This is a genomic window from Mesorhizobium sp. B1-1-6 (genome assembly GCF_006443035.1).
Taxonomy (GTDB): domain Bacteria; phylum Pseudomonadota; class Alphaproteobacteria; order Rhizobiales; family Rhizobiaceae; genus Mesorhizobium.
Window position 1 is genome coordinate 356410 of the sequence record NZ_VFWR01000001.1, and the last position, 12383, is coordinate 368792.

A 12383-nucleotide genomic window follows, 5' to 3' on the forward strand; every position below is an offset into this window, starting at 1 on the left:
GGATTTACCGTTCGATCGTGCCGGTGCGGCGGATCTTCTTCTGCAGCAGAAGAATGCCATAGAGCAGCGCTTCGGCGCTCGGCGGACAGCCGGGCACATAGATGTCGACCGGCACGATGCGGTCGCAGCCGCGCACCACCGAATAGGAATAGTGGTAATAGCCGCCGCCATTGGCGCAGGAGCCCATCGAGATGACGTAGCGCGGCTCCGGCATCTGGTCGTACACCTTGCGCAGCGCCGGGGCCATCTTGTTGGTCAGCGTGCCGGCAACGATCATGATGTCGGACTGGCGCGGAGACGCGCGAGGAGCAACACCGAACCGCTCCGAATCGTAACGCGGCATCGAGGTGTGGATCATCTCGACGGCGCAGCAGGCGAGGCCGAAGGTCATGAACATCAGCGAGCCGCTGCGCGCCCAGGTGATCAGCGCCTCGGTCGAGGTGACGAGAAAGCCCTTGTCGGCGAGTTCGTTGTTGATTTCGAGGAAGAACGGATCATCGGACCCAACCGGCCTGCCGGTATTGGGATCGATCAGACCCTTGGGCTTCGGCGCGACGAGCGTGCCGGAACTGTCGCTCAATCCCATTCGAGCGCTCCTTTTTTCCATTCATAGGCAAAGCCGATGGTCAGCACCGCCAAAAACACCATCATCGACCAGAAACCGAGCATGCCGATTTTCGAGAACGACACCGCCCACGGAAACAGGAAGGCCACTTCCAGGTCGAAGATGATGAACAGGATCGACACCAGGTAGAAGCGGATGTCGAACTTCATACGGGCGTCATCGAACGAGTTGAACCCGCATTCGTAGGCGGAAAGCTTTTCCGGGTCGGGATTGCGGTAGGCCACCAGGAACGGCGCCACGATAAGCGCGACGCCGACAGCCGCCGCCACTGCGATAAACAGGACGATGGGCAGGTACGAACTGAGAAGTGCGTTCATGCTGCGGCTTTCCGTTGGCGCCAATCCATTTTGATTACAGCACCAGACCCCATTTCGGAAGCGTGACAGTTTAACCGCTGAACCGTTTTAAGGGGCCTTTGCTGCAACGCGGCGAGGGTTAGCGCAGCGCTTCCGGCGAAGCAAGTCAAACCTTGTTCAAAACACTGGCCTGGACGGCATAAGGGAAGAAACTGGTCCGATCCGCTCCTGTCTGATTTCCTTCGCTTTTTACTCCACTTTTCTCTCCTGACAGAGTTGCCGCCAAAACCCTGCTAGCATGGCCGGAATCAACTGTCCGAACGACGCTCAACAAGCCATCAGAGTCGCATCCGAATGAAGGAAAAGATCTCGCTTGCCACGGCCCGGCGCATCGCGCTCGCCGCCCAAGGGTTCACTGATCCCCGCCCCGCCGGCACGCCCGACCGACGCCACTTCGCCCGCGTGCTCTCGCGCACCGGCCTGCTGCAGATCGATTCCGTCAGCGCGGTGGTGCGCGCTCACTACATGCCGCTCTACTCGCGCCTTGGCCCCTACCCGTTCGCCTTGCTCGACAACGCCGCCGTCACGCGCAAGCGCACGGTTTTCGAATACTGGGCGCACGAGGCTTCCTTCCTGCCGGTCGAGACCTATCCCCTGATGCGTTGGCGCATGCAGCGCGCCGAGCGTGGCGATGAAATGTATCTGGGTCTCGCCAAATGGGGCCGCGAGCACGCCGCCTATATCGAAGAGATCTACCGCGAGGTCGCGGAGCGCGGCCCGATCGCCGCCTCCGCGCTCGAAGGCCAGAAAGGGTCCGGCGGCTGGTGGGGCTGGAGCCACGCCAAGCATGCCTTCGAATGGCTGTTCTGGGCAGGACGCATCACCACCGCGCACCGCCGTGGCTTCGAACGCTTCTACGATCTGCCCGAGCGCGTGCTGCCGCAGGCGATCCTCGATCTGCCGGTGCCGTCAGCCGAGGACGCGCATCGGGAATTGCTGCGGATATCCGCCCGCGCTCATGGCGTCGCGACAGCAAGCGACCTGCGCGACTATTTCCGCCTGTCGCCGGCCGACATGAAGGGCCGGCTGGAGGAGCTGGTTGAAACAGGCGAGCTGGTGCCGGTGCGTGTCGAGGGCTGGAACAAACCGGCTTACCTCCATAAGGAGGCTCGTATTCCACGAAAAATCGAGGCCCGCGCCTTGCTGGCGCCGTTCGATCCGGTCGTTTTCGAGCGCTCGCGCACGGAGCGGCTGTTCGATTTCCACTACCGCATAGAAATCTACACCCCTGCCGAAAAACGGCAATACGGCTATTACGTCCTGCCGTTCCTGCTCGGCGACAGGATCGTGGCGCGCGTCGACCTCAAGGCCGACCGGCCGGCCAGCGTGCTACGCGTCCACGCGGCCTATGCCGAGCCCGGCGCGCCGCCTGAAACCGCCGCGCAACTCTTCCAGGAATTGACGCAGATGCAGGGCTGGCTCGGCCTCGAACGGATCGAGGTTACGCCCGCCGGCGACCTTGGGCAGCCGCTCGCCGACATTGCCGTGTCGTAGACGCGCGTTGACACCGCCGCCTGCAAGAGCCTAAATCCATTCCAGACGGTCTCCTCTCGGCAAAGGGAGGAGCCAAGAGGGAATGCGGTGCGAAATCTCGATTTCAAATCCGCGGCTGTCCCCGCAACTGTAAGCGACGAGCCAAGGCCGAAAACCACTGGGACGGTCCCGGGAAGGCGGCACGAAGGCGATGACCCGCGAGCCAGGAGACCTGCCGTCTGAGACATAAGAATCCGATCGCCCGGCGGGTTTTCCGGGCAAGGAGCCCAATTTGGAACGCGACAGCAGTTTCCCGGCTGAAACAGCGGACATTTTGTCTGGCGATAGCGACTTGTCTGGCGATAGCGACGCCTTGGCCGGCGTCACTGTCATCATCTGCGCTTCCTGCCGCGACGAGACCGGTTCCGATGCCCATCCCCGCGCCGGCGAAGTTTTGGCTCAAGATACGCGCCAAGCCGCAACGGCCGACAATGTCCGTGTCCGCACCGTCGAATGCCTCGGCAACTGCAAGCGCCGTCTCAGTGCCGCGATTCTTCGCGACGGCTGCTGGAGTTATGTCTTCGGCGACCTGAACATCGCCAGCGGCGCCGATCTCGTCACCGGCGCGAAACTCTTCGCCGCTTCGACCAACGGCCTCATTCCGTGGCGTGGTCGCCCGGATTCCCTCAAGCGCGGCCTCGTCGCCCGCATTCCTCCCCTCGACATGCTGAAGGACTGATCATGACCGCCGCAGTTTCCGCCGCCACTCTCTCCCGCGTCCCCTGTACCGTGGTCACCGGCTTCCTGGGTGCCGGCAAGACCACGCTGGTCCGCCATCTCCTGGAGAACGCGGGCGGCAAGCGGATCGCCATCATCGTCAACGAATTCGGCGACATCGGAATCGACGGCGAGATCCTCAAGGGCTGCGGCATCGACACCTGCCCGGAGGAAAACATCGTCGAACTGGCCAATGGCTGCATCTGCTGCACCGTCGCCGACGATTTCGTCCCGGCGCTCGACCAGATCCTGTCGCTGACGCCGAAGGTCGACCACATCCTGATCGAGACCTCAGGCTTGGCTCTGCCCAAGCCGCTGGTCCAGGCCTTCCAGTGGCCGACAGTGAAGAGCCGGGTGACAGTCGACGGCGTAATCGCCGTGGTCGACGGTCCGGCATTGGCCGAGGGGCGCGTCGCCAACGACATGGACGCCCTGCAGGCGCAACGCGCGCAGGACCAGACACTGGACCACGACGACCCCGTCGAGGAGGTGTTCGAGGACCAGATCGCCTGCGCCGACCTCATCATCCTGTCGAAGAGCGACCTGATGGATGCCGCAGGTTCGGCTCGCGCCAACGCCATCATTGGCGAACACTCCGCCCGCGCCGTGAAGGTCGTGCCGACGGCTCATGGCAAGGTCGATCCGTCCGTGCTGCTCGGGCTAGGCCTCGCCGTCGAGGACGACATCGAGAACCGCAAGTCCCATCATGACGGCGCCTTCGACCACGAGCACGACGACTTCGATACGTTCATCGTCGACATCCCCTCGATCGCCAACCCGGACGACCTGGCAAAGCGCGTCGCGACCGCCGCCGAACAGGAGAACGTGCTGCGGGTGAAAGGCTTCGTCGAGGTCGGCGGCAAGCCGATGCGGCTGTTGCTGCAGGCGGTCGGTCCGCGCGTCAATCATTATTATGACCGCGCCTGGACGGCTGACGACGACCGCCGCTCGCGCCTGGTCGTCATCGGCCTCAAGGGGCTGAACCGCCCGGCGATCGAGCATATCCTCGCCGGCTGAGGCAACACCGACCGCGATGCACATCCTCACCACCACATCCGCCTCGCTCGACGATCTCGCCGAGCCGGTCGATCTGCGGCAGACGCCGGCGGAAATGGTGGCGCTGTCCTTCACGGACAGCGACCTGGCCGGACTGGCAGCGGCCTGGAAAGGCGACGCCGATCGGCTGCCCACGATGCGGCTGGCCGCGCTGCGCGACCTGCGCCACCCCATGTCCGTCGACCTCTGGATCGACAGCGTCGCCCGTCACGCCAAAGTCATTCTGGTGCGTATTCTCGGCGGTTACGAGTGGTGGCGCTACGGCTGCGACCAGTTGGCCGTGGTTGCCCGTGAGCGTGGCATAAAGCTGGCACTACTTCCCGGTGAAAGCCACGACGAGGATATCAGGCTGATCGAAGCCTCGACGCTGCCGCGCGAGGAACTGGACGGGCTGCTCAATTATTTCCGCCAGGGCGGCCCGGCCAATATGAGCGCGCTGGTGCGCAGGCTGGCGCGGTTGGCGGGGTCTGATGGCGAGATTGCCGAGCCGGTAAGCGTGCCGAAAGCCGGGTTTTATGAGCCGGGGCGCGGAGTCGTGGAGAAGCCGGACTTATCGAATGTTGACGATCCTTCACACCCCCCTCTGTCCGGCAGGACATCTCCTCCGCAAGGGGGGAGATCGGCTGTCATCAAGGCCGGCTCCTCTTCTGTCCCCTTGGACAGGGATTTATCTCGACCATCCGCGATAGGCGAAATCGTCGATGAAAGAGCAATCTCCCCCCTTGCGGGGGAGATGTCCGGTAGGACAGAGGGGGGTGTGACGGAACTCGACGCCGGCAACGTCAACCCACCCGTGATTCCCATCCTCTTCTACCGCTCGATGCTGCTCGCCGCCGATGTCGCGCCCATCGACGCGCTTTTCGAGGCGCTACGGCAGCGCGGCATGCTGCCGGTGCCGATCTTTGTCTCCAGCCTGAAAGACCCGGAATCTCTGGCTTTTGTTGAAACCGCGATTGCCCAGCCCAAGCCCGCCGCCATCATCACCGCGACCGCTTTCGCGTCCGGCGCCGAACCCGGCGTCGAAACCCTGTTCGACCGCGCCGGCGTTCCCGTCTTCCAGGTCATCGTCGCCACCACCCGCCGCGACGTATGGGAGAAGAACCAGCGCGGGCTGGCCCCCGCCGACCTCGCCATGCATGTCGTTCTGCCCGAACTGGACGGCCGCATCCTCGCCGGCGCCGTTTCGTTCAAGGGCGAAAGCGAGACCGACCCGGCGCTCGGCCACCGCGCCTTTGCCAACCGGCCGGAGCCCGATCGCGTCGAACAGGTGGCGGACCGGGTCGCGGCCTTCATCAGGCTTCGGGAAACGCCGCGCGCCGAGCGCAAGGTCGCCATTCTGATCCCCGATTACCCGAGCGCTCCCGGCCGCACCGGCTATGCGGTCGGGTTGGATGTGCCATCCAGCGTGCTGGCGATGCTGCACGACCTCCAGGAACAGGGCTATGTAGTTGAGGGAATTCCCCAAACGTCGCGTGCGTTGCTGGATGCGCTGGAGCGCAGCAAGGCTGGGTTGGAGTTGGATGAGTACCTTGCCTTCTCAACGGAATTGCCGGGCGCAGCAATTGCTGCCGTAGAAGCAGCTTGGGGCAAAGCCGAAGGCGAGACAGGTTTGCGCGAGGCACCCCCCTCTGTCCTGCCGGACATCTCCCCCGCAAGGGGGGAGATTACGCCGTCATCTCTGTCTTCGCCAATCTCCAACGTTGCAAGAGTAGCTCCAGCGTCTAAACTGCCAATCTCCCCCCTTGCGGGGGAGATGTCCGGCAGGACAGAGGGGGGTGTTCAAGCGCTGCCCGCCGCCAAATTCCCCTTCCGCGCCGCGACCTTCGGCAACATCACCGTGGCCCTCGCCCCCGATCGCGGCCGCTCGGCCGACCGCCGCGCCGACTATCACGACCCGACGCTGCCGCCGCGCCATGCATTGCTCGCCTTCGGCCTGTGGCTGCGCAAATTGCTCGGCGTCCATGCGCTCATCCATGTTGGCGCGCATGGCACGCTGGAATGGCTGCCGGGCAAGACGGTTGCGCTTTCGCAAAGCTGCTTCCCCGAGATCGTCACCGGTCCCCTGCCCGTCATCTATCCCTTTATCGTCTCCAATCCCGGCGAGGCGGCGCAGGCGAAGCGGCGGATCGCCGCCGTCACGCTCGGCCATCTGCCGCCGCCGCTCACCGGCGCCGGATTGGACAAGAACCAGCACAGGCTCGAACGGCTGGTCGACGAATACGCCCAGGCTGACGGTCTCGACCGCCGCCGCCGCGACCGTCTGGCCAGTCTGATCGTCGAAACCGCGCAGACGACGGGCCTCGCCGCGGAGGCCGGCGTTGCCCGCACCGACGCGCCGGACGAGGCCCTGCGCCGCATCGATGCCTGGCTCTGCGACCTGAAGGATTTCGCTATCAAGGATGGGCTGCATGTCTACGGCCGCGCGCCCGACGAAGAGCCCGACCTTATGCGCCGGCAAAGCGCCGAGGCCGAAAAGGCCGCCCTTCTTGCCGCGCTCGACGGTCGTCATGTCACCGCGGGCCCGGCCGGCGCGCCCGCGCGCGGGCGTTCCGACGTTCTGCCCACCGGCCGCAACCTGTTCACGTCGGACCCGCGCGCCATGCCGACGCCGACGGCTTACGACATCGGCAAGGCTGCCGCCGAGGAAGTGGTGCGCGCCTATATGCAATCGCATGGCGACTGGCCGCGCTCGCTGATCATCGACCTCTGGGGTTCGGCGTCTTTGCGCACCGGCGGCGAGGAGATCGCGCAGGGGCTTTCGCTGATGGGCTGCCGCCCGCAATGGGATGCCGCCACAGGCCGCGTCACCGGCATCGAGGTGTTGGCGCCGGCAGCGCTTGGCCACCCGCGCGTCGACGTCACCTGGCGCATATCGGGCCTGTTCCGCGACATGTTCCCGACCCAGATCGCGCTGATCGATGCCGCTGCCAACGCCGTTGCCGCGCGCGACGAGGACGATTCGGAAAATCCGCTCGCCGCAAGGACCCGCGCCGAGGGCAAGATCAGCCCGCGCATCTTTGGCACCTCGCCTGGCACTTACGGCGCTGGCGTCGAGGAAATCCTGTCGAGCGGCGACTGGGCGGCGCGCGAGGAAATCGGCCGCGCCTATCTCGATGCCACATCGCATGCCTATGGCGGCGCCGGCGGTGAAGGGATCGCCGCGCCCGGCGCTTTCGAGAACCGCATCGCCGAGGCCGATCTTCTCGTCCACACCGGCGACGATCCCGGCCGCGACATCCTCGAAGGCTCCGCCGATGTCGCCTTTATCGGCGGCTTTTCGGCCGCCCTTGCAGCGCTTGGCAGGAATGCCGACGTTATCGTGCTGGACACGACGGACCCGCAGAGGCCGAAGCCGCGTTCACTTAGTGAGGCTGTGACGCGCGTCGTGCGCGCCCGCGCTGTCAACGCCCGCTTCATAGCGGGCCAGATGCGCCACGGCCCGCGCGGCGCCTCGGAATTCGCCGAAACCGTCGACCGGCTGGTTGGCTTCGCCGAAACCACGCAGGCCATACCGGGCGCGCTGATAGACGCCGTGCACGATGCCTATCTCGGCGATGCGGGCGTCCGCGCCTTCATCCTGCGCGAAAACCCGGCCGCCGCGAAAGCCATTGCCGAACGCCTCCTGTCGGCGCGACGGCGGGGCCTCTGGCATCCCTTGCGCAATTCGATCGACGACGACCTCGCGGCACTGATTGCCGAGGCACGGGAGTTGGCGGCATGAACGCCTACTCCCGACGCGGCGCCTGCCCGGCCCTTTCGGCGCCGATGCAGACCGGCGACGGCCTGCTGGTGCGGCTCAACCCGGTCGCCGGAGGCCCATCTTCTGGCGGATTGTCGCCGAAGCTTCTGATCGGGCTGGCAGAATCCGCCCTGCGGCACGGCAACGGCATCATGGAAGTGACAGCGCGCGGCAGCTTGCAAATACGCGGATTGACCACGCAAAGTGCAACCCTGCTGGCGAAGGAAGTCGATGCGCTGGGCATTGTGGTCCGCACTGGCGTACCAGTGGAGACCGGACCACTGGCCGGCATCGATCCGCAGGAGATCGCCGACCCCAGGCCGCTGGCTGATCGGATCAGGGAAGCGGTCGAGGACGCCGGGCTGACGCAGCGGCTCGGGCCGAAGGTTTCGGTCGTTGTCGACGGTGGCGGGCAACTCACGATGGATGCTGTGACGGCCGACGTGCGGCTGAAGGCGGCGAGCACCGAGGCGGGAATCCGCTGGCGGGTGTCGGTTGCCGGTGACGGGCGGAATGCAAGGCTGCTCGTAACGGTCGATGCAGACGCCGCGCGCGACATTGTCGTAGCTGCGCTGAGAATGGTTGCCGAGAAAGGCCGCGACGCTCACGCAAGGGATTTGTCGGAGCGGCAGTTGGTGTCTCTGGCGGGTTGGCTATGCCTGACAAGTTTGCGCGAGGCGCCCCCCTCTGTCCTGCCGGACATCTCCCCCTCAAGGGGGGAGATTACGTGGTCACCGACGGTTTCGCCAATTTCCGGTGCTGCTAAAGAAAAGCCGACGTCGAAGCCGCCGATCTCCCCCCTCGAGGGGGAGATGTCCGGCAGGACAGAGGGGGGCGCCTCGCGCAAACCTATCGGCCCTTTCCCCTTAGCCGGCGACGTCCCCACTCTCGGCATCGGTCTCCCCTACGGCAGCATGCCCGCCGAAAGGCTCATCGCCCTCGCTCAAAGCGCTCTCACCCTCGGGACGTCGGAAATCCGCCTCGCCCCGGGCCGCGCCCTGCTCTTCCTCGGCCAGCCACCAGCCGCCAATCCTTCCCTCCAACTCACCGCCGCCACCCTCGGCTTCGTCACCTCCCCCACCGACCCGCGCACGCGCATCGCTGCTTGTCCCGGCGCGCCGGCTTGCGCCTCGGGTCGCATCGCCACGCGCGACATCGCCGAGGCGATTGCCACCGAAAACGCCGATAGTCTCGACTTCACCTTGCATGTTTCGGGCTGCGCCAAGGGCTGCGCGCATCCCGGCCCAGCGGCGCTGACTGTGGTCGGCGGCGAAAATGGAGCCGGACTTGTCGTGAACGCGACGGCAAAGGCCCTTCCTGCCGGTTACAGGCCGGGCTATGACGCCGCGCGCGGCATCGGCCGCGTCGCGGCGGCAATCCGCAGCGCACGCTATCAGGGCGAGACCGCCGCCGCCTGCCTGACAAGGCTGGGGCCGGCCGGCATCGCAGAGGCTTATCGACAGGAATGACAATGGTCGCCTACGACTACATCCACGACGGCACGGCGATCTACGAACGCTCCTTTGCCATCATCCGCGCCGAGGCTGATCTCGCGCGCTTTTCCGAAGCAGAGGCCGATGTCGCGGTCCGCATGATCCATGCCTGCGGCCAAGTGGAAGCCGCCAAGAATTTTGTCTTCTCCAGCGACTTCGTTTCCGCCGCACGGGCCGCGCTTGCCGCCGGCGCGCCGATCTTCTGCGACGCCGAAATGGTCTCGCACGGCGTCACCCGCGCCCGCCTGCCTGCCGGCAACGAGGTGATCTGCACCTTGCGCGACCCGCGCACGCGTGAAATCGCCAGGACGATCGGCAACACACGTTCTGCCGCCGCGATCGACCTGTGGGGCGAGCGCATCGCCGGTTCGGTGGTGGCCATCGGCAATGCGCCGACCGCACTCTTTTATCTTCTGGAGAAGCTGCGCGACGGTGCGCCGAAACCGGCCGCCATCATCGGCATGCCGGTGGGCTTCGTCGGTGCCGCCGAATCGAAGGACGCGCTGGCGCAGAATTCCTACGGCGTACCCTATGCAATCGTGAGCGGCAGGCTTGGCGGCAGCGCCATGACCGCGGCAGCCCTCAATTCTCTCGCGAGGCCCGGCCTGTGAACGCGCTCCCCAAAACCGGCTCGAGGGGCCGCCTGGTCGGCGTCGGTACCGGTCCCGGCGACCCGGAACTGTTGACGCTGAAGGCCGCGCGTGCGCTGGCCGAGGCCGATGTGGTGGCGTATTTCGCCAAGCGCGGCAACAACAGCAATGCGCGCGCCATCGTCGAGACGCGCTTCCGACCCGACATGCTGGAGCTGCCGTTGCTCTATCCCGTGACCACGGAGATCGACAAGGATCACGACGATTACCGCGCGCAGATATCGGCCTTCTACGAGGAGTCCGCCGAGACCGTTGCCGGTCATCTGGATGCCGGTAGGATGGTCGCCGTGCTGTCGGAAGGCGATCCGCTCTTTTATGGCTCCTACATGCATCTGCATGTGCGCCTCGCCCATCGTTTTCCGACCGAGGTCATTCCCGGCGTTACCGCCATGTCGGGCTGCTGGTCGGCGACCGGCCTGCCGATCGTTCAGGGCGACGATGTGCTGACCGTGCTGCCGGGCACGATGAGCGAGTTCGAACTGACCCGGCGCCTCGCCGACACCGATGCCGCCGTTATCATGAAGGTCGGCCGCAACCTGCCCAAAATCCGGCGGGCGCTGGAGGCCACCGGCAAGCTGACACGCGCCGTCTATGTCGAGCGCGGCACCATGCCGGGCAGCGTCTCGATGCGGCTCACCGACAAGCCGGACGACAAGGCGCCCTATTTCGCCATTGTGCTCGTTGCCGGCTGGTCCGGACGCCCTGTCGCGTCGGCGGGTGGCGCATGAGCGGCCGCCTCACTGTCATCGGGCTCGGACCTGGCAACGCCGATCAGGTGACGCCGCAGGCGAGCCACGCCGTCGCCGAGGCAAGCTTCTTCTACGGCTACAAGCCCTATCTCGACCGGCTGGAATTGCGCCCGGACCAGACCCGCATCGCCTCCGACAATCGCGAAGAGCTTGCCCGCTCCAACGAGGCGCTGGCGAAGGCGGCCGAAGGTCACAATGTCGCCGTCGTCTCCGGGGGCGATCCAGGCGTCTTCGCCATGGCGGCGGCCGTCTGCGAGGCGATCGAAGCCGGCCCCTCCGAATGGCGCGCGATCGATCTCGCAATCGTGCCTGGCGTCACCGCCATGCTCGCTGTCGCTGCCCGCATCGGGGCACCGCTCGGCCATGATTTCTGCGCCATCTCGCTGTCCGACAATCTGAAGCCATGGGACTTGGTCGAACTGCGCCTGCTGGCGGCCGCCGGCGCCGGCTTCGTCATCGCGCTTTACAATCCCATCAGCAAGGCGCGCCCCTGGCAGCTTGGCCGCGCCTTCGAATGTCTGAAGGCCATTCTGCCGGGCACCACGCCCGTTATATTCGGCCGTGCCGCAGGCCGGCCCGATGAGCGCATCGAGGTGTTCCTGCTGGCGGATGCCGATGCCGACAAGGCGGACATGGCAACCTGCATCATCATCGGTTCGCCGGAAACCCGGATCATCAGGCGCGGTAACAGGCCGGCGCTGGTTTACACGCCGCGCTCCGCGGCAGGCTCGACAAGATGATCGACCATGTCGGCAAGCTGATCAACGGTCGCAGCCGAAGGAATCTCCGGCAGCGCAGGCCTGCGCACCATGACGACGTCGAGGCCAAGCGCCCGCGCCGCGGCGATCTTGCCATAAGTCGCCGCGCCGCCGCTGTTCTTGGATACGACGATGTCGATGCCGTGCCGCTGGAGCAGCGTGTGTTCCTCCGCCTCGCGAAACGGCCCGCGCGCCAGGAGATAGGTGGCATCGGGCACTGCCAGCTTCGGCTCGACCGGATCGACGCTGCGGATGAGATAATGGTGCTGGGGCGCGGCTTCGAAAGCCGCGACCTCCTGCCGGCCGAGAGCCAGGAATACACGGCGCGGCGCCGGTCCAAGCGCCTGCACGGCATCGCCTGTCGTATAGACCTGCGTCCAGCGATCGCCCTCGACAGGCTCCCAGCCGGGACGGCGCAGAGCGACGATCGGCACCCCGGCCATGCGCGCGGCCTGCGCCGCATTGGCGGAAATTCGCGCCGCGTAGGGATGCGTGGCGTCGATCAGCAGCTCGATGCTTGTCTCCTTGAGATAGGCGGCCAGACCATCGGCGCCGCCAAACCCTCCACTGCGTACCGGCACGCCCTGCGTCACCGGGCTTTCGGTGCGGCCCGCCAGCGACAGCATCACCGAGTGACCGGCTGCCAGTTTTCCAGCCAGTTGCCGGGCTTCGGTGGTTCCGCCGAGGATCAGAATGCGGTGGGTCAT

At 65.8% G+C, this 12383-nt stretch carries 10 protein-coding genes, 1 pseudogene and 1 riboswitch; of the genes and pseudogenes, 8 read left to right on the forward strand and 3 right to left on the reverse strand.

Going from position 1 to position 12383, the window contains the following annotated elements; all coding sequences use genetic code 11:
• Positions 1–4: 4 nt before the first annotated feature.
• Positions 5–586: an NADH-quinone oxidoreductase subunit B gene (locus tag FJ979_RS01705; protein WP_140495576.1), complete on the reverse strand. Its 582-nt coding sequence runs from the start codon at positions 584–586 to the stop codon at positions 5–7.
• Positions 577–942 (reverse strand): NADH-quinone oxidoreductase subunit A, encoded by a 366-nt coding sequence (locus FJ979_RS01710; protein ID WP_140495575.1) that lies wholly within the window; start codon positions 940–942, stop codon positions 577–579. The genes FJ979_RS01705 and FJ979_RS01710 overlap by 10 nt, the downstream gene beginning before the upstream one ends.
• Positions 943–1275: 333 nt before the next feature.
• Between FJ979_RS01710 and FJ979_RS01715 the strand changes: the two genes are divergently transcribed.
• The 8 genes and pseudogenes from FJ979_RS01715 (at position 1276) to FJ979_RS01750 (ending at position 11658) form a co-directional block, all read left to right on the forward strand.
• Positions 1276–2475, forward strand: coding sequence for a winged helix-turn-helix domain-containing protein (locus FJ979_RS01715; RefSeq protein WP_140495574.1), 1200 nt, complete (start codon positions 1276–1278; stop codon positions 2473–2475).
• Positions 2476–2504: 29 nt separating this feature from the next.
• A riboswitch (cobalamin riboswitch) is annotated at positions 2505–2709 on the forward strand.
• A 37-nt stretch (positions 2710–2746) separates the two neighbouring features.
• A complete protein-coding gene (locus FJ979_RS01720) occupies positions 2747–3193 on the forward strand; it encodes a DUF1636 family protein (RefSeq protein ID WP_140495573.1) in 447 nt (148 codons plus the stop codon).
• A 2-nt stretch (positions 3194–3195) separates the two neighbouring features.
• On the forward strand, positions 3196–4248 hold the full coding sequence (gene cobW / locus FJ979_RS01725) for a cobalamin biosynthesis protein CobW (RefSeq protein ID WP_140495572.1): 1053 nt from the start codon (positions 3196–3198) through the stop codon (positions 4246–4248).
• A 16-nt stretch (positions 4249–4264) separates the two neighbouring features.
• Positions 4265–8008, forward strand: a complete 3744-nt coding sequence (locus tag FJ979_RS01730) for a cobaltochelatase subunit CobN (protein WP_140579850.1) — start codon at positions 4265–4267, stop codon at positions 8006–8008.
• Positions 8005–9574: pseudogene (gene cobG, locus FJ979_RS01735) on the forward strand (precorrin-3B synthase). Before FJ979_RS01730 ends, cobG begins: the two are co-directional and overlap by 4 nt.
• Positions 9498–10130, forward strand: coding sequence for a precorrin-8X methylmutase (locus FJ979_RS01740; protein WP_140579851.1), 633 nt, complete (start codon positions 9498–9500; stop codon positions 10128–10130). Before cobG ends, FJ979_RS01740 begins: the two are co-directional and overlap by 77 nt.
• Positions 10127–10897, forward strand: coding sequence for a precorrin-2 C(20)-methyltransferase (locus FJ979_RS01745; RefSeq protein ID WP_140521148.1), 771 nt, complete (start codon positions 10127–10129; stop codon positions 10895–10897). Before FJ979_RS01740 ends, FJ979_RS01745 begins: the two co-directional genes overlap by 4 nt.
• Positions 10894–11658, forward strand: coding sequence for a precorrin-3B C(17)-methyltransferase (locus tag FJ979_RS01750; RefSeq protein ID WP_140495567.1), 765 nt, complete (start codon positions 10894–10896; stop codon positions 11656–11658). Before FJ979_RS01745 ends, FJ979_RS01750 begins: the two co-directional genes overlap by 4 nt.
• On the opposite strand, the gene FJ979_RS01755 is transcribed toward FJ979_RS01750, so the two are convergent.
• Positions 11622–12383 carry a cobalt-precorrin-6A reductase gene (locus FJ979_RS01755; protein WP_140579852.1) on the reverse strand — a complete coding sequence of 254 codons (762 nt, stop codon included), beginning with the start codon at positions 12381–12383 and terminating at the stop codon, positions 11622–11624. The two genes, FJ979_RS01750 and FJ979_RS01755, sit on opposite strands and share 37 nt — an antisense overlap.

What these genes read in the sequence shown, in the direction of transcription:
- FJ979_RS01740 (WP_140579851.1), top strand. Translation starts at nt 9,498, where the DNA reads ATGGTCGCCTACGACTACATCCACGACGGCACGGCGATCTACGAACGC.
- FJ979_RS01705 (WP_140495576.1), bottom strand. Translation starts at nt 586, where the DNA reads ATGGGATTGAGCGACAGTTCCGGCACGCTCGTCGCGCCGAAGCCCAAG.
- FJ979_RS01750 (WP_140495567.1), top strand. Translation starts at nt 10,894, where the DNA reads ATGAGCGGCCGCCTCACTGTCATCGGGCTCGGACCTGGCAACGCCGAT.
- FJ979_RS01755 (WP_140579852.1), bottom strand. Translation starts at nt 12,383, where the DNA reads ATGACCCACCGCATTCTGATCCTCGGCGGAACCACCGAAGCCCGGCAA.
- FJ979_RS01710 (WP_140495575.1), bottom strand. Translation starts at nt 942, where the DNA reads ATGAACGCACTTCTCAGTTCGTACCTGCCCATCGTCCTGTTTATCGCA.
- FJ979_RS01730 (WP_140579850.1), top strand. Translation starts at nt 4,265, where the DNA reads ATGCACATCCTCACCACCACATCCGCCTCGCTCGACGATCTCGCCGAG.
- FJ979_RS01715 (WP_140495574.1), top strand. Translation starts at nt 1,276, where the DNA reads ATGAAGGAAAAGATCTCGCTTGCCACGGCCCGGCGCATCGCGCTCGCC.
- cobW (WP_140495572.1), top strand. Translation starts at nt 3,196, where the DNA reads ATGACCGCCGCAGTTTCCGCCGCCACTCTCTCCCGCGTCCCCTGTACC.